Annotated in this window: 19 protein-coding genes and 1 pseudogene; 13 read left to right on the top strand and 7 right to left on the bottom strand. The window is 71.3% G+C overall.

Annotated elements, in window-relative coordinates:
• From I004_RS0118845 to I004_RS38280, 6 genes and pseudogenes are all read left to right on the top strand, one after another.
• The coding region (locus I004_RS0118845) for an Hsp70 family protein (RefSeq protein ID WP_028436774.1) at positions 1–627 on the top strand (627 nt) is incomplete at its 5' end.
• A 9-nt stretch (positions 628–636) separates the two neighbouring features.
• Positions 637–1,230 (top strand): nucleotide exchange factor GrpE, encoded by a 594-nt coding sequence (locus I004_RS34760; RefSeq protein WP_037976765.1) that lies wholly within the window; start codon positions 637–639, stop codon positions 1,228–1,230.
• A gap of 6 nt (positions 1,231–1,236) precedes the next feature.
• Positions 1,237–2,229 (top strand): J domain-containing protein, encoded by a 993-nt coding sequence (locus tag I004_RS0118835; RefSeq protein WP_028436773.1) that lies wholly within the window; start codon positions 1,237–1,239, stop codon positions 2,227–2,229.
• Entirely contained in the window at positions 2,226–2,597 is a 372-nt protein-coding gene (locus tag I004_RS0118830) for a chaperone modulator CbpM (protein WP_028436772.1), read from the top strand. The genes I004_RS0118835 and I004_RS0118830 overlap by 4 nt, the downstream gene beginning before the upstream one ends.
• Positions 2,588–2,710 carry a hypothetical protein gene (locus I004_RS40375; protein ID WP_486580121.1) on the top strand — a complete coding sequence of 41 codons (123 nt, stop codon included), beginning with the start codon at positions 2,588–2,590 and terminating at the stop codon, positions 2,708–2,710. The genes I004_RS0118830 and I004_RS40375 overlap by 10 nt, the downstream gene beginning before the upstream one ends.
• A 21-nt stretch (positions 2,711–2,731) precedes the next feature.
• Positions 2,732–2,968 (top strand): annotated as a pseudogene (locus tag I004_RS38280) (DUF2267 domain-containing protein); the annotation flags it as partial.
• Between the two features lie 88 nt (positions 2,969–3,056).
• Here I004_RS38280 and I004_RS0118820 read toward each other — a convergent pair.
• Positions 3,057–3,593, bottom strand: coding sequence for a DUF488 domain-containing protein (locus I004_RS0118820; RefSeq protein ID WP_028436771.1), 537 nt, complete (start codon positions 3,591–3,593; stop codon positions 3,057–3,059).
• A 276-nt stretch (positions 3,594–3,869) separates the two neighbouring features.
• Here I004_RS0118820 and I004_RS0118815 point away from each other — a divergent pair, with 276 nt between their 5' ends.
• The 4 genes from I004_RS0118815 (at position 3,870) to I004_RS0118800 (ending at position 7,068) form a co-directional block, all read left to right on the top strand.
• The gene (locus tag I004_RS0118815) at positions 3,870–4,649 is read left to right on the top strand and encodes a uracil-DNA glycosylase (RefSeq protein ID WP_028436770.1); all 780 of its coding nucleotides are present in this window, start codon (positions 3,870–3,872) and stop codon (positions 4,647–4,649) included.
• A 149-nt stretch (positions 4,650–4,798) separates the two neighbouring features.
• A complete protein-coding gene (locus I004_RS0118810) occupies positions 4,799–5,653 on the top strand; it encodes a lysozyme (protein WP_028436769.1) in 855 nt (284 codons plus the stop codon).
• 191 nt (positions 5,654–5,844) lie between these two features.
• Positions 5,845–6,201, top strand: coding sequence for a cupin domain-containing protein (locus tag I004_RS0118805; RefSeq protein WP_028436768.1), 357 nt, complete (start codon positions 5,845–5,847; stop codon positions 6,199–6,201).
• A gap of 177 nt (positions 6,202–6,378) precedes the next feature.
• Entirely contained in the window at positions 6,379–7,068 is a 690-nt protein-coding gene (locus I004_RS0118800) for a pentapeptide repeat-containing protein (RefSeq protein WP_051345165.1), read from the top strand.
• A 48-nt stretch (positions 7,069–7,116) separates the two neighbouring features.
• On the opposite strand, the gene I004_RS0118795 is transcribed toward I004_RS0118800, so the two are convergent.
• Both I004_RS0118795 and I004_RS0118790 read right to left on the bottom strand, forming a co-directional pair.
• Entirely contained in the window at positions 7,117–7,614 is a 498-nt protein-coding gene (locus I004_RS0118795) for a hypothetical protein (protein ID WP_028436766.1), read from the bottom strand.
• 143 nt (positions 7,615–7,757) lie between these two features.
• Complete coding sequence (locus tag I004_RS0118790; RefSeq protein ID WP_028436765.1) at positions 7,758–8,333, bottom strand: TerD family protein; 576 nt, start codon at positions 8,331–8,333, stop codon at positions 7,758–7,760.
• Between the two features lie 171 nt (positions 8,334–8,504).
• On the opposite strand from I004_RS0118790, the gene arfB reads away from it, so the two are divergent.
• Entirely contained in the window at positions 8,505–8,954 is a 450-nt protein-coding gene (arfB, locus tag I004_RS0118785; RefSeq protein WP_028436764.1) for an alternative ribosome rescue aminoacyl-tRNA hydrolase ArfB, read from the top strand.
• Between the two features lie 37 nt (positions 8,955–8,991).
• Here the strand turns inward: arfB and I004_RS0118780 are convergent, their stop codons facing one another.
• Positions 8,992–9,525 carry a flavin reductase family protein gene (locus I004_RS0118780; protein WP_078511419.1) on the bottom strand — a complete coding sequence of 178 codons (534 nt, stop codon included), beginning with the start codon at positions 9,523–9,525 and terminating at the stop codon, positions 8,992–8,994.
• A 561-nt stretch (positions 9,526–10,086) separates the two neighbouring features.
• Between I004_RS0118780 and cdgB the strand changes: the two genes are divergently transcribed.
• Together cdgB and I004_RS0118770 are read left to right on the top strand one after the other, a co-directional pair.
• Complete coding sequence (cdgB, locus tag I004_RS0118775; RefSeq protein WP_028436762.1) at positions 10,087–11,730, top strand: diguanylate cyclase CdgB; 1,644 nt, start codon at positions 10,087–10,089, stop codon at positions 11,728–11,730.
• Positions 11,731–11,867: 137 nt separating this feature from the next.
• Entirely contained in the window at positions 11,868–12,830 is a 963-nt protein-coding gene (locus I004_RS0118770) for a hypothetical protein (protein ID WP_028436761.1), read from the top strand.
• Between the two features lie 33 nt (positions 12,831–12,863).
• On the opposite strand, the gene I004_RS0118765 is transcribed toward I004_RS0118770, so the two are convergent.
• The 3 genes from I004_RS0118765 to I004_RS0118755 form a co-directional block, all read right to left on the bottom strand.
• Positions 12,864–13,805: a 1-phosphofructokinase gene (locus tag I004_RS0118765; protein ID WP_028436760.1), complete on the bottom strand. Its 942-nt coding sequence runs from the start codon at positions 13,803–13,805 to the stop codon at positions 12,864–12,866.
• Positions 13,806–13,955: 150 nt separating this feature from the next.
• Positions 13,956–15,119 carry an N-acetylglucosamine-6-phosphate deacetylase gene (nagA, locus tag I004_RS0118760; protein WP_028436759.1) on the bottom strand — a complete coding sequence of 388 codons (1,164 nt, stop codon included), beginning with the start codon at positions 15,117–15,119 and terminating at the stop codon, positions 13,956–13,958.
• Positions 15,116–16,021, bottom strand: coding sequence for an ROK family protein (locus tag I004_RS0118755; protein WP_051345186.1), 906 nt, complete (start codon positions 16,019–16,021; stop codon positions 15,116–15,118). Before I004_RS0118755 ends, nagA begins: the two co-directional genes overlap by 4 nt.
• Positions 16,022–16,049: the final 28 nt, after the last annotated feature.

The raw sequence follows: 16,049 nt of genomic DNA, 5'->3' as shown, positions 1-16,049 counted from the left end.
CAGCCGGCCGTGGACGTCGTGGTGCTCCAGGGCGAACGGGAGAACGCCGCCGACAACCGGGTGCTGGGCCGGTTCCAGCTCACCGACATCCGGCCCGCGCCACGTGGCGAGCCGCAGATCGAGGTCACCTTCGACGTCGACGCCAACGGCATCCTCAACGTCACGGCCCGTGACAGGGACACCGGGGCGGAGCAGGGCATCACCATCAGTGAGAGCTCCAATCTCGACCGCAGCGAGGTCGAGAAGATGGTCGCCGAGGCCGAGCGCAACCGCAGCGAGGACCAGGCGCTGCGCCAGGCCGTGGACGCCCGCAACGAGTTGGACGCCGTCGCCTACCAGGTGGAACGCCGGCTCACGGAGCTGGGCGACGACGCACCCCAGCACGAGAAGGCCCGTGCGGAGATGCTCGTCGCCGACGCCCGGAAGGCCGTGGGGCAGGGAGAGGACATCGAGGGCGTCCGTTCGCTCACCTCGGAGCTGCAGCAGCTCTTCCACGCACTGGGAGCCCGTGGAGCGGCGCCCGCATCCGGAGCGGCCTCGACCGACGGATCGTCCCCGGAGGGCAGGCCCGGCGAGGGCACCTCGGGTGACGACGACGTCGTGGACGCCGAGTTCGACAAGGGCTGAGGCGGTGCCATGTCGAAGGACAACGACCCCGCGGAAGCGGAGTTCCCGCTGGACGAAGGGGACAGGGCGCACGAGCCCGACGTTCCCCGTGAGGGCGACGGCGGCCGGCAGCGGGCCGCCGCGGAGGAGCCAGAGGCACAGACAGAGTCCGGGGCCGAACCCGAGGCACAGTCGGAGGTCGTGGAGGAGCTCCGAGACCGCTGGCAGCGGGCCCTGGCCGACGCGGACAACCTGCGCAAGCGCCACGTCCGCGAACTGGAGCGGGAGCGCTCTGCGGAGCGTGCCCGTACGGCGGCCGCGCTGCTGCCCGTCATCGACCACCTGGAGCTGGCTCTCGAACACGCCGAGTCCGAGCCGTCGTCCGTGATCGAAGGCGTCCGGGCCGTACGCGACCAGGCCGTCGGCACCTTCGAGAAGCTGGGCTTCGTCCGGCACGAGGAGACAGGGGTGCCCTTCGACCCGGCTCGTCACGAGGCGGTGAGCACCGTCGAGGACGACGGGTCCGGGCCCGGTGTCGTCCGCGAGGTTGTGCGCCCGGGCTATGGCGACGGCGTGAATCAGCTGCGTCCCGCGGCCGTCACCGTCACCGCGCGGCAGGAGTGACCTGCCATGGCTCAGGACTACTACGACGTGCTCGGAGTGTCCCGCGACGCGAGCGCCGACGCGATCCAGCAGGCCTATCGGCAACTGGCCAGGAACTACCACCCCGACGTCAACACGGAGCCGGCTGCGGAGGAGCGCTTCAAGGAGCTCAACGAGGCCTACAGCGTTCTCTCGGACCCCAAGAGCCGCACGCGGTACGACCGTTACGGGCCGGCGTTCCGTCAGATTCCCGAGGACTACGACGAGCGGGTGGCCGCGGGGGCCGGTGCCGGCGCGGGAGCCGGCGCGGGAGCCGGTGCGGGAGCCGGTGCCGACTCGGCCGGTGGACGGCGGGGACGCGGCCCGCGTGTTCGGGTCTCGGAGGACCTCGGCGACGGCTTCGGACCGTTCCAGGACGTCGGTGTCGACTTCGAGGACCTCTTCGGTTCGATGTTCGGCGCGGGCGGCGCACGCGGACCCGTTCGCGGCGCCGACCAGGAGGCGGAGATACCGCTGAGCGTCGAGGACGCCTACCGAGGGGGCCGCCGGAGCATCACCCTCAGCGGGGTGGAAGGAGCCCGCACCTACGAGGTGAACATTCCCCGCGGTGTCGTCGAAGGCCAGCGCATCCGGCTCGCCGGCGAGGGCGGCCGGGGCAGTCACGCCGCCCCGGCCGGCGACCTGTTCCTGCGGGTGCGGATCACCCCGGACCGCCGTTTCCGGCTCGACGGCCGCGACATCCACGTCCAACTGCCCGTCACGCCTTGGGAGGCGGCGCTCGGCGCGACCGTCCCGGTGCCCACTCCCGACAGGCCGGCGAAGGTGACCGTCCCCGGCGGATCATCCAGCGGCAGACGGCTCCGGCTGCGCGGCGAAGGCATGCCCGACCCCAGCGGAACCCCGGGCGACCTCTACGCCGAGCTGCGCATCGAAGTGCCGCCCGAGCTCACGCGTCGTGAACGCGAGCTGTTCGAAGAGCTCGCCGCCACCTCCGACTTCGACCCGAGGAGGCAGTCATGACGACGTCACGGTCGGGATTCACCGCGCCCCGCGCCGAGAGCGGTGCGGCACGGCCGTCCTACGTCCTGGCGCCCGTGCACCGGCTCAGCCTGGAGACCGTCGCGCGCCGCTCGGGGCTGCATCCGGAACTGGTGCGGCGGTTCGTCGTGCTCGGCCTGCTCGACGACGTGCACCGCGACGCCGAGGGACGTCTGTGGTTCCCCGCGTCCGCGTCCCTGACACTTGCCCGCATCCAGCGGCTGCGAGCCGGCTTCTGTCTGAACTACGCGTCGCTGGGGCTGGTCCTGGAACTGCTCGACCGCATCGCCGAGCTCGAGGCCCGGCTGCGCCGCAGCGGCGTGAGGAGTGATGACTCGTCATGGACATGAATCGCCTGACTCAGAAGTCGCAGGAAGCGCTCCAGGAAGCCCAGTCCACGGCGACACGGCTGGGGCAGAGCGAGGTGGACGGCGACCCGCGCCACTGGACGCGGCACTACTGAGCTGGACGCGGCACTACTGAGCTGGACGCGGCACTACTGAGGGGGACCTCCGAGGCGGCCGAGTCGTTCGGCGTCAACGAGTTCCTCCGCAGGGTCGCCGAGCTGACGGGAGCCCGTCCCAGGACGGCCGAATGGGACGCCGGTGCTGTCCTCTCCACGCTCGCCGAAGCGGTCTCGGGAGGGGAGTTCAACCAGCTCCTCACCCAGCTGCCTTCCGGCTACGCGGCGATGTTCGGGGAGCCCGAACTGAGCGGCTGAGCCGGGCGGTTCCCCGCGGGGCGTCCACCGGCGGACGTCTCCGGGCGCCTGTGCGAACCGTGTGCGACGGCGGGAGGCACGCCCCGCGTCACAGCCGGTCGTACACGAGGAGGCCGTCGTCGCGCAGCCGCGCGCCCTGCGCCGGAGGGTGCTCGGTGAGCCGCCCGTCGTGCGCCAGGTGCAGCACGGGCGTGCCGCGTGCCAGGACGGCGAAGTCCGCGATGATCCGCCTGTGGCAGCGCCACCACAGGGACTCCGCGCACATCACCGCCGTACGTTCGGTCCTGGACGCCTGCTGCAGCAACTCGTCCATGGCCGCGAGGAAGCCCGGGTCACGCGTGTAGCCGGCGTAGCCGCGGAACTGGACGTGTTCCCAGAAGACGTCCTCCGAGCCGGGCGCCGCCTTGCGGAAGCCGCCCAGCCGCTTCTCCCACCGGTACTCCAGCCCCGCGGCCGGCATCCACTGCGCCATCAGCTCCCGCCGGGCGTCGGGGTTGCGGCGGCTTCCCGGCGCCGTACGCACGTCGACGACGGCGGCGACGCCCGCTCCTCGGAGAAGAGCGGTGATCTCATCGCGGGTGGCGAGGCCGTGGCCGAAGGTCACCAGCGGGGCGGGGCCGGTCACCGGATCCGGGTGGGCATCGGCGGCACGGCGGGCATGGCGGTGTCACGCTCGAGGTGTTCCCGTGGGCGCGTGTCCGACGAGAGCATTCGCATGGACCGAGTCTGCCAGCGAGCCGCGGACCTCTGCCCGACGGAGAGCCGAAGGACCGGCGAAGGCCGGTCGAAGACCGGTCGAGGAGCCGGTCGAATACGAGCAGACCGGTCACGGACCATCGGAGGAGACCGGCCGAGGACCGGGCCCATGAGACAGCCGAGGAGACCGGCCGAGGAGGACGTGGTGTCAGCGTCGTCAGCTTCCGCACGGCCCGAGGAGGCCTCCGGCTTCCCCGCGGTCACCGCCCCTCGCGCGGCGAACACGGCCGAACTCGATGCGGCGGTGCCGACCTGCCGTGCCTGCCCGCGGCTGGTCGCCTGGCGCGAGGAGGCGGCCCGTACGAAGCGGAAGGCATTCCTCGACTGGGAGTACTGGGCCCGGCCGGTCCCCGGACTCGGCCCCCCGGACGCCCCGCTGGCGATCGTCGGACTCGCGCCGGCCGCACACGGCGGCAACCGCACCGGCCGAGTCTTCACCGGTGACCCCTCCGGCGACGCGCTGTTCGCCGCGCTGCACGACGTCGGCCTCGCCTCGCAGCCCACCGCCACGCACCGCGGCGACGGCATGGAGCTGTACGGAGTACGGATCACGATGCCCGTGCACTGCGCACCGCCCGACAACCGGCCCAGCACCACCGAGCGCGACACCTGCCGCCCCTGGCTCGCCCGCGAACTGGAGCTTCTGCACCCCACCCTGCGCACTGTCGTCGTGCTTGGCGGCTTCGCCTGGCAGGCGCTGCTTCCCGTGCTCGCCGACGCGGGCTGGCGGCTGCCACGCCCCCGCCCTGCGTTCGGGCACGGCACAGAGGTGCTGCTCGGTGACGAACGGGACGGGGGCGAGCTGCGTCTGGTCGGCTGCTACCACCCGAGCCGGCGCAACATGTTCACGCGCACGGTGACCCCCGAGATGCTCCGCGACGCGCTGCGCCGCGGCGCGGAGACGGCCGGGCTGCCGAGGCCGTGACCTGCCGGGGAAAGCTGGGGACCGGGCCCATCGATGAATCCCCTCTCCGGCAGGACTCCACGCTCGGCGAGCCAACCATTTAATACGTTTTTGTCCCGATACATTCGAGGCTGCTGCTCCGCGACTCATCGACATCTACGGAGGCACGCATGCCCCTGTCCAGGTCCGGCCCGTCACGCCGTGCCGCCACCGGCTCGGTGAGGACGCCCGCCGTTCTCCTCACCGCCCTCACTCTGCTGTTCGTACTGCCCGGGATCGCCGAGGCCCAAGGTGACGATGAACGACTGGCTCACCCAGAGAAGGACTGGATGGGCTCCACCCTCAGGACCCACGAAGGACGTGCACCGGCATCGCCGGCCTCGTCACGGACCCTCGCCCCGTCCGTCGAAGGCGTCGACGTCTCCAGCCACAACGGCAACGTGGCGTGGTCCACGCTCAAGAAGGCCGGTTCCCGCTTCGCGTACGTCAAGGCCACGGAGGGCACCAGCTACCGCAACCCCGACTTCGCGCAGCAATACAACGGCTCGTACAAAAGCGGCATGATCCGGGGTTCGTACCACTTCGCCCTGCCCTCGAACTCCGGCGGCGCCGCCCAGGCGAACTACTTCGCCTCGCACGGCGGGGGCTGGAGCAAGGACGGCAAGACGCTGCCGGGCGCACTCGACGTGGAGTACAACCCGTACGGCTCGGCCTGCTACGGCAAGTCACAGAAGGGCATGGTCGACTGGATCAGCGACTTCGTACGGACGTACAAGACGCGCACCGGCCGTGACGCCGTCATCTACACCTCCGCCACCTGGTGGAAGACGTGCACCGGGAACTCGACGAAGTTCAGCAAGACCAACCCGCTGTGGATCCCCAGCTGGGGCAAGTCGGTCGGCAGTCTCCCGGGCGGGTGGCCGTTCCACACGTTCTGGCAGTACACGTCGACCGGGAAGACCGTCGGCGACCACGACCGCTTCAACGGCTCGTACGAGCGGCTCAAGGTGCTCGCCACGGGGTGAGTGTCCACTCACCACTGTCGGCGGCCCCCCGGATCACGACCGGGGGGCCGCCTTTCCGCTGTTTCCGCCGGTCCGGCGGGTTCAGGCGGGCTCACCAGCGCTGCCGGGAATTTGCCGCTCGGGACGTTCGCCGCTCCCGCTGCCGCCGACGCACCATGGAATGAGCAGGGGGTTGATTGGAGGGAAACTTCATGATCGAAGTCAAGACGGTCGACAAGGCAGACGAACGGCGCGACTTCCCGCGCGGGCACATAGAAGCCCTGCACCTCACGGGCCTGGATTTCGCAGTGGCCACCTTCGAGCCCGGCTGGCGCTGGACGGAATCGCTGCGTCCGATAGCGGGCACGGACACCTGCCAGGTGCACCACAACGGATTCATGGTGCAGGGGCGAATGCGAGTGAGGATGGACGACGGCACCGAGACCGAGGTCGGCCCCGGCGACGTGTTCGTCGCACCGCCCGGCCATGACGCATGGGTCGTCAGCGACGAGCCCGTCATCATGTACGACTTCGCAGGTCAGATGGCGACCGACTACGCGCAGGGCTGACGGGACCGGAAGTCCGGCGCGTTCCGGGAGGCCGGTAGCCGTCCCGGGAACGACCGCAGGAACCACCAGAACGGGGTCGCGGGCGGCGCGCAAGCCGGGACATCGGCGTCGTCCGCGGCCACTCGTGTGCGGCGGGTGACGCGGGGGCCTGTCAGTGGCACGGTGCACGATGTCGTGATGGCGAGCATGAGATCGAGGTCGACGAAGAAGCCGGGGGGAGCGGTCAGAGGCCCGCGCAGGCCGGAGGTGAACCTTCCGGAGCTGAGGGCCACCGATGAGGCGCCGGCCCCGGACGGGGACTACGACGGGGTGGAGTTCGAGGGTGCGGACCTGAGCCGCACCGACGCCTCCGGGGCACGCTTCCTGGAGTGCGGCATCCGCAACTGCTCGCTGGACGAGGCGGGATGGGAACGCGCACGGCTGCTCGACAGCGTGCTGGAGGCCGTGACGGGAGCGGGTACGGACCTCGCCGGCGCGGAACTGCGTGACGTCGAGCTCCTGGACACCCGGCTCGGCGGCGTGCAGGTGCACGGGGCGCGGCTGTCCAGGGTGCTGGTTCGCGGAGGGAAGATCGACTTCATCAATCTCCGCCAGAGCCGGCTATTGGACGTCACCTTCGAGAACTGCGTGCTGGTGGAGCCGGACTTCGGCGGCGCCACGCTCGAACGGGTCGCGTTCCCCGGATGTGTGCTGCGCGGCGTCGAGTTCAGCGGCGCGGCGCTCACGGACGTCGATCTGCGGGACGCGGCGGAGCTGGACATCGCAGGCGGCGTCGGGCAATTGGGAGGGGCTGCGATCAACTCCGCCCAACTGATGGACCTGGCACCGGCGTTCGCGGCGGAACTCGGAGTGCGGGTCGTGGGCTGAGCTCTTCCGGCGGGCACGACGGTGGCGCTCCCGGGGTCCGGGGGCGCGTCACATGCGGGGGAAGCGGGCGCGCAGCGTCCACACCGCCGGGTTGTCCGCCAGGCCCTCGTGCATGTCCGCCAGGTCCGCGAGGAGATCCTGGAGGAAGTCGCGCGCCTCGCGGCGCAGCACCGTGTGCGGGAAGGTGAGCGGCGGTGTGCCCGCCTCGGACCAGTCGGCGGTGATGTCCACCCAGCCGAACCGCCGCTCGAAGCGCATCCGTTCGGTGCTCTCGGTGAAGTCGACCTCGGCGTGCTGCGGTCCCGCGGCGCGGCTGCCGCGCGGATCGGCGTCGATCAGCTCGACCGTGTCGCACAGCGCCCAGGCGAAGTCCAGGACGGGCAACCATCCCCAGGCTGTGGACAGTTCGCGGTCCGTCTCCGTGTCGGCGAGATGGACGTCCCCGCTGAACAGGTCGTGGCGCAGCGCCCGTACGTCCGCGGTGCCGTAGTCCGTCTGCGGTGGGTCGGGGAAGCGCCGGGAGAGTGAGTAGCCGATGTCGAGCACGGGGCGATCGTGTCACGGGGCGGGCGTCGCGCTCGCGCCGAGGGCACGCGCCCGGGGACACGGCGAGGGCGGTGCCCCCCGACGGGGAAGCACCGCCCTCGCTCCGTACTCCCGGGAAGGGACGCACGCACGCGGGAATCGCGTCAGACGTTGACGCCGAAGTCCTGCGCGATGCCGACCAGCCCGGAGGCGTAGCCCTGGCCGACGGCCCGGAACTTCCACTCCGCGCCGTTGCGGTACAGCTCGCCGAAGACCATGGCGGTCTCGGTAGCCGCGTCCTCGCTCAGGTCGTAGCGCGCGATCTCGGTCTGGTTGGCCTGGTTGACGATGCGGATGAAGGCATTCCGCACCTGGCCGAAGTTCTGGCTGCGGCTCTCGGCGTCGTAGATCGAGACCGGGAAGACGATCTTCTCCACGTCGCCCGGCAGACCGGCCAGGTTGATGTTGATCTGCTCGTCGTCGCCCTCGCCCTCACCGGTGACGTTGTCACCGGTGTGCACGATGCTCTGGTCCGGCGTCGACTTGTTGTTGAAGAAGACGAAGTGCTGGTCGGAGTAGACCTTGCCGGTGGGGTTCACCGCGATGGCACTGGCGTCCAGGTCGAAGTCGGTACCCGTGGTGGTGCGGACGTCCCAGCCGAGGCCGACCGTGACGGCGGTCAGGCCCGGTGCCTCCTTGGTGAGGGAGACGTTGCCGCCCTTGGACAGGCTTACAGCCATGGGGATGCCCTTCCGTTTGGTGAGATCCGATGTGGGACCGGCCGGTCGGCCGGTCGGCGGAAGTCGCTCGGGAGCTCGTTCCTTACCCCTGCACAACGCAACCCGTACGTGACCGGGTTCCAGGTCCAGGGTGGAAAAAGGCGGTGACTCGGATATGGGCGGGGAGCGACCATGGGAGACATGTCCACGTCCCCATATGTCATCCGCGGATCGGTTTCGTTGCCCGAGGCCGAGCTGGTGTGGCGTTTCACGCGCTCCTCGGGGCCTGGCGGGCAGCACGTCAACACGAGCGACACACAGGTCGAGCTGCGGTTCGACCTCGCGGGCAGTGACGCGCTGCCCGAGGTGTGGAAGGAGCGCGCCCTGGAGCGGCTCGCGGGCACCGGCAGACTCGTCGGCGGCGGGGTCGTGGTCGTACGGGCGAGCGAGCACCGGTCCCAGTGGCGCAACCGTGAGGCGGCGGGCGAGCGGATGGCGGCCCTCCTCGCGGAGGCGACGGCACCCCCGCCGCGCATGCGCCGCAAGAAGAGGGTGCCGCGCGGGGTGAACGAGCGGCGGCTCCGCCAGAAGAAGCAGCGCGGTGACATCAAGCGCGGGCGGTCGGGACGCGACTGGTCGTGACTTTCCGCGGACCGCACGGCTCCACCGCGGCGGCAGCTCAGGAACCGCCCTTGGTCAGCGAGTGGTAGCGCCCCCTGAAGTAGAGGAGGGGCCCAGCGTCCGGGGCGTGCGGCAGCCTCGTGCTCAGCACCCGCCCGATGACGAGGGTGTGATCGCCCGCCCGTACGCGCTGCTCGGTGCGGCACTCGACGGTGGCCAGCGAACCGTCCACCAGGGGAGCCTCGGAGGCCTCGCCACGGGTGTGGGGGAGCTCGCGGAAGAGGAGCCTGTCGCTGAGACGTCCCTTCATCGCGAAGCGGCCGGCCGTCTGGCGCTGGCTCTCGGTGAGCAGGGAAGCGGCCCAGAAGGGGCGGCGCTCCAGCAGTTCGTCCATGCGTGATCCGTCGCGGACGCTGACCATGACGAGGGGCGGTTCGAGCGAGACGGACATGAAGGCGGTGGCGGTCATGCCGACGTCGGCGCCTTCCGGGCCGTCGTCGGGGTCGAAGGCCGTCACCAGCACCACGCCGGCTGCCAGTCTCGCCATGGCCGCCCGGAACTCGTCCTCGCTCACCCCATCAGCATGGGGCATCGGGTGGTCCGGCGCCGGGCTCGTCTGCTGCTGCACTGCGTGTGACACGTCAAAAACGCTAACTGCTGGCCTGCGCCGGGCGCATCGGACCCCGGGACCAGGACCTCAGACCCATGATCCGTAACGGTGCCTAGCGTGACTCTGTGACCGAATTGTGTTCCTTGTGTGTACACAACAAGACCACACGGTAACGAGGGTGTGACCAGGGCGGGGCCTGCCGGAAGGTCAGAGTCCGTTGCGGGCGCGGAAGTTGGGCCGCGCGAAGGTTGCAAAGAGGGGGCGTGAAAAGGGGTGCATTCCACGCTCTACGCTCCGGTAAGGCCGTACTGTCACTGGACCGGTCATTCGGTCGAGAGCGCCGGCCGAGGCCCCGATGCATGGCAGCCTCATACGGAGAGGAGTCAACAGGCTGCGGACAGTTGTGACTTGAGTCACAGCGGGCAATAATTGTTGACCCTGTGTACCTGGAGAACAGCTCGCTGTGATTCAGTGGCCGTGGCAGTCGGACAATGACGTCCCGCGAACACCTGGAGTTGACGAACGAGGCTCAGGGGGAGGGCGATGGATACCGAGTCGGAGCCCTACGTCCGCCTTGCCAGCCTGCGTCAGCTGCACCTCGTCGTGGCGCAGCTGAGTACCGCCCGCAGCCTTGCCGACACCCTGCAGACCGTCGCCGACGGAGTGGTCGACGGACTGGGATTCGAGATAGCCGCGGTCAACCTCGTGCGTCCGGAGGGCGATCTCGTGGTCGCCGCCGTCGCCGGCAGCCAGGGAGCCGAGGCGATGATGGCGGGCCGGGTCGGCTCGCGCGCCTCCTGGGACCGCCGGCTGTCGATGGGGGAGGCCTGGGGCAACCTGCGCTTCGTCCCCTACACCGAGGGCTGGGTCCTCGACGACGACGACGTCCCGCAGTGGCACTCCACCGGACCCGCGCCCCAGTCGGCCGACGACTGGCATCCCATGGACCGCCTCTTCGCCCCGCTGTACGCGTCCGACAGCGAACTGCTCGGCGTCCTGTCCGTCGACAGACCCCGCAACGGGCGGCGACCCGGGGCCTGGGGCCGCGAGGCGCTTCAGCTCTACTCGTCACAGGCCGCCATCGCCCTCAGCAACGCACGGCTGCGCTCCAACATGCAGCGCGCGCTCGTCCGCCTGGAGCGGGAGCAGTCGGCGCTGCGCGCGAGCGAGGAGAGCTTCCGGCAGGCCTTCGAGTACGCACCGAGCGGGATGGCCGTCGCCGAGATGGGCGGCGACCAGCACGGCCGCCTCATCCGCATCAACGACGCGCTGTGCAGGCTGCTCGGCCGGCCCGCCTCCGCGATGCGCCGCTACTCCTTCTCCGACATCGTCCATCCCGAGGACATCGGCACTCTCCTGCGCACCTCCGCGGAGGGCGGTCGGGCCGAGCTGCGCCTGGCCCGCCGTGACGGCTCGTACGTGTGGGTCTCGCTGCGCAACTCCGTGGTGGCCGACACCGCCGACGGGCCGCGGTTCCTGCTGACCCACGTCGAGGACATCGAGGACCGCAAGCGGCACGAGCTGCAGCTGGCCCACCGAGCGAGCCACGACTCCCTCACCGGCCTGCCCAACAGCGCCGAGCTGCGCACCCGCCTGAACGGTCGGCTCTGTGCCCGCCCGGCACCGTCGATCTCCGGCGTCATGCAGTCGGACCTCAACGGGAACGGCGGCAACGGGCTGGCCTCCGGGATCCAGTTCGAGGACGCGGGGTCCGGCGTTCTGGCGTCCACCGGCATGTACGACCCGCACCACACGCACGCGGTGCCGCCGACCGGGACCGTGCAGGGTGAGAAAGGTCTCGCAGTCCTCTTCTGCGACCTGGACGGCTTCAAGTCGATCAACGACCGCTTCGGCCACAACTGCGGCGACGCCGTCCTCGTCGAGGTCGCCCGCCGGCTCTCGGCCGGTGTGCGTGACAACGACACGGTGGCCCGCATGGGCGGCGACGAATTCGTGGTGCTCACGGACGGTGTGGGCCCGGCGGAGGCGCAGGATCTGGCCGTCCGGCTGCGGAACGCGATCATCCCCCCGATCCGCGTCGACGGCAGAGCGGTACGCGTGGGCGCCAGCTTCGGCATCGGCTGGGCGGGCTGCGGGATGACCGCGGAGGAGGTCCTGCAGTCGGCCGACCAGCGGATGTACGTCGAGAAGCGCTCCCGCTCGAAGGGGCAGCGCCGGGCCGGCTGACCGCGTGCGGAAGCCGCACGGGAGCGCGGCACGATCCACCCCTCCCGTCCATTGCGCGATCATTCAGCGTTGGCGTAGCCATCACCCTGTAGAGGTAGGCTCGGCCGGATACGTGACGCAGTTGGGAGTGACAGGGGATGACCGCCGAGAACGACGGCACCGGTGTGACGCCGGAAGGCGACGACCCGTTCGCCTACCTGTACCGCCAGGAAGGCGGTGAGGGCTCTCCAGCGCCTCAGAGCGGTACTCCCAGGCGCTCGTACAACCAGGTCCGCGCGGTCGGCGAGCGCCAGTACGGCGGATACGGCAGTCAGTACGGCAGTCAGTACGGCGGCGCTCCCGGAACCCAGCAGACCGCCGCGTACGGCCAGCAGCCCAACGCGCACTACGCCGCCCCCGAGACGATGGCCGGCGGGCGGGCGGCCACTCAGCAGATCTCCGGCGGTCCGGGCGGCGGCAACGGACACGGCGGAGGCCCGGGCGGGCGCAGCCGCAACGGCCTGCTCATCGGGGCTCTTTCCGTCGTCGCCGCCGTCGTGATCGGTATCAGCGCGGCCATCTACTTCAACTCGGGCAGCGAAGAGGGCCAGAACGCCGGTGCCACCGCCGGTGCCGACGGGGGCAAGGGCCAGGAGCAGAAGCCCGGCGCCGGCAAGCCGCGCAAGGGCAAGGCGATCGGCGCCAAGCAGGACGCCTCCGGGTTCCAGCTCGCCGGCGGGGCGGCCGCGGCCAGCGACATCCCCGGCTCCGAGAGCAAGGACGGCTCGTACGTCGGGTCCATGAACGTCACCGGTGCCTCGGCGACGTGGTCCGCGGACGTGCCCAAGGGCGGCGCCTACACCCTCTACGTCCGGTACGGCGTACCCGGCAAGGACGCGAACGCGACGCTGTCGATCAACGGGCAGCCGGCCTCGCAGCCCCTGAACATGTCGAACTTCGGCAATGCCAAGCCGGGCGACTGGGAGAAGGGCTGGACCCGGACCTACGCCTACGTCGCTCTGAAGCCGGGCAGCAACAACTTCAAGATCTCCTGCGAGCAGGGCAACAACTGCGACTTCAACCTCGACCAGGTCTGGCTGAGGGCCGGCAAGGTGGGCTGAGGGGCGCACGACCCCGCCCGTCCGGGCCCGGCCTCATCCGGGTGTGGCTTCGCTGCTCTCCTCGACCGTCACCTGTGACAGCAGGTCCGCGTGGACCTGCTCGTCGAACTCCCCTGCTGTGGGCGCCCGTACGGTCGCCGCCGACAGTGCGACGGCGCGTGCCAGTCTCTCCGGCCACGGCAGCCCCTCGACCATCCCGGACAGCAGCCCCGCCACCGCGGAGTCGCCCGCTCCGGTGGGGTTGCCCACGAGGGAGCGGGGCGGCCCCGCCTGCCATGTGCCGTCCGGGGTCACCAGCAGCATCCCCTCGGGCCCGAGCGAGGCGGCCACCGAGTGCGCCCCGCGCCGCTGCGCCGCCCGCGCCGCGCGCAGCGGCTCCGTCGTGCCGGTGATCCCGGCGAGCTCCACGGCGTTGGGCTTGACGAGGTCGGGGCGTGCGGCGAGACCGCGGCGCAGCGGTTCGCCGCTGGTGTCGAGCACGACGCGCACGCCGGCGGCGTGCGCCTCCCTCGTCAGCTGCGCGTACGCGCCCACCGGCACCCCCGGCGGGAGGCTCCCGCACAGCGCGACCGCCTCGACGCCGCTCTCGCCCAGCAGCCGCGCGTATGTCTCCTGGAAGGCGGACCACTCGTCCGGGGAGATGTGCGGGCCCGGCTCGTTGAACTGCGTGGAGCCGCCGCCCGACTCGTCGACGACGCCCACGGTGCGCCGCGTGCTGCCCTTCGTCGGTACGAGCTCGTCCGTGATGTTCCGTTCCCTGGCGAGGAGTTCGCGCAGCTCCGAGCCGGTGAGTCCGCCGGCGAAGCCGGTGACGACGGACGCGTGGCCGAGCGCGGCGAGCACGCGTGCGACGTTGAGACCCTTGCCGCCCGGGCGCTGCACCACCTCGCGCACCTGGTGCGAGTCGTGCGCGTGGAGACGCGGCACCCGGTAGGTGAGGTCGAGTGCGGTGTTGAGCGTGACCGAAAGGATCACGGGAGACCACTCCAGGGGGGAAGGGGCGGGGACGCGCGTAGACGTGGGGGACGGCAACCGCCCGAGCGATCATGCCATTTGGCCCCCAGGCGTCGCGACCCCCGCGGGCCGGGCGGGCGGCATGTGACGGTTCGTCGGGCGCACCCGAGGTCACCGCACGTCAGGCCGTACCGTCCACTCGCCCTGGCGCATCACGCCCGCCACCTCGAACGCGTCGTCGAGTACGACCAGGTCCGCGTACTTGCCCTCCTCCAGGGAGCCCGTGCGGTCCTCCACGCCGAGCAGCCGCGCCGGATTCAGCGACAGCGCGCGCACGGCGTCCTCCACCGGAAGCCCGTCGACCCTGACGGCCCGTCGGAACGCCTCGTCGAGGGTGAGCGTCGAGCCCGCGATCGAGCCGCCCTCCGTCAGGCGTGCCACTCCGTCCCGCACCTCCACCTCGAGCGGCCCGAGGGGGTAGCGGCCGTCGCCCATGCCGGCGGCTCCCATCGCGTCGGTGATGAAGGCGACGCGGCCCGCGCCCGCACTGTGGAAGGCCAACTCCAGGGCAGCGGGGTGGAGATGGGTGCCGTCGTTGATCAGCTCGATGGTGACCCGCTCGTCCTCCAGCAGCGCGGCGACGGGCCCGGGGGCGCGGTGGCCGAGGGCCGGCATGGCGTTGAAGAGGTGGGTCGCGACACTCGCACCCGCCTCGACGGCTTCCACCGTCGCCTCGTAGGTGGAGTCGGTGTGGCCGACGGCGGCGATGACGCCGCTGTCCGCGAGCATCCTCACCGAGTCCATGCCGCCCGGGAGTTCGGGCGCGAGGGTCATCATCCTCGCTGTGCCGCGCGCGGCGTCGACGAGCTTGCGCACCTCCGTCGGGTCGGGGTGGCGCAGCAGCGCCGGGTCGTGCGCGCCGCAGCGCCCGGGGGAGATGAACGGGCCCTCGAAGTGGACGCCGGCGAGGTCGCCCTGCTCGACCAACTCGCTGAGCGCGGCCGCCTGCTGGGCCAGATCGGCGAGTTCGCCGGTGACGGTGGAGGCGACCATGGTGGTCGTGCCGTGCCGCCTGTGGGTGCCGATGACGGTCAGTGCCTCCTCGGCCGTCCCCGAGGAGAACGACGCGCCACCGCCGCCGTGCACGTGCATGTCGACGAAACCGGGCACGATCCAGTGGCCGCTCAGATCGAACGTGGGTGTCTCCCCGTGCCCGTTCGCGGCGATCAGCCGTCCCTCGACCGTCAGAGTGGCGCTCTCCGCCACGCCGTCCGGCAGCACAACCTGGGCACCGGTCAGTACGGTGCGCTCACTCTTCGGGCTCGTGGGGCTCATCGGCTCGCAACCTCCGCGGAGAGTAGGTCCCGGGCGAGAAGTCCCGCGCCCAGGCAGCCCGCGGCGTCCCCCAGCGCCGCCGGGACGATGGTGGGCAGCTGCTGGAAGGTGACGCGCGCGCGCACCGCGTCCCGCAGCGGTACGAAGAGGATGTCGCCCGCCTCGGCCAGCCCGCCGCCGATGATCACCGTGCGGGGGTCGAGGAGCGTGACGGCGGTGACGAGGCCCGCGGCGAGGGCGTCCACTGCGTCCCGCCAGATGGCGATCGCGCGCTCGTCCCCGGACTCGACCGCCTTGGCGGCGTCCGCCGCCGTGGCCGAGGTGTTGCCGCTTGCCGCGGCCCAGGCCCGCCCCACGGCGGACGCCGAGGCGAGCGCCTCCAGGCAGCCGCGCTGACCGCACCCGCACTCCGGCCCGTCGGGCCGCACCACGACGTGCCCGATCTCACCCGCGCCGCCGTGTGCGCCGGGCTCCACTCTTCCGTCCGTCCCGACGGCGCCCGCGATGCCGGTGCCGAGCGCGACGAAGAAGAATCTGTCGACGCCTTCCCCGGCACCGATGCGTCCCTCGGCGAGGCCTCCCGTACGCACGTCGTGCCCGAGTGCGACGGGGATGCCGCCGAGCCGCTCGGTGAGCAGAGCGCGCAGCGGCACGTCGCGCCAGCCGAGGTTGGCGGCGTACACGGCCGTGCCGGCGGACTCGTCGAGGATGCCGGGCACCGCGACGCCGGCGGCCAGCGGCTCCGTGCCGAACTGCTCGACGCCGTGGGCCCGCAGAGCTGCCGCGAGGTCGAGGATGTTCTCGACGACCGCGTCCGGGCCGTCCTCGCGGCCGGTGCCGCGGCGCGTCTCGTACAGCAGCTCGCTGCCGCCGTCCGCGGAGCCGATGAGGGCTGCCTTCATGCCGGTGCCGCCCACGTCCAGGGCGACG

It is taken from the genome of Streptomyces sp. TAA486, assembly GCF_000426165.1.
Note: the sequence above shows the minus strand (reverse complement) of the source record. Positions and strands in the feature narration are given on the sequence as shown.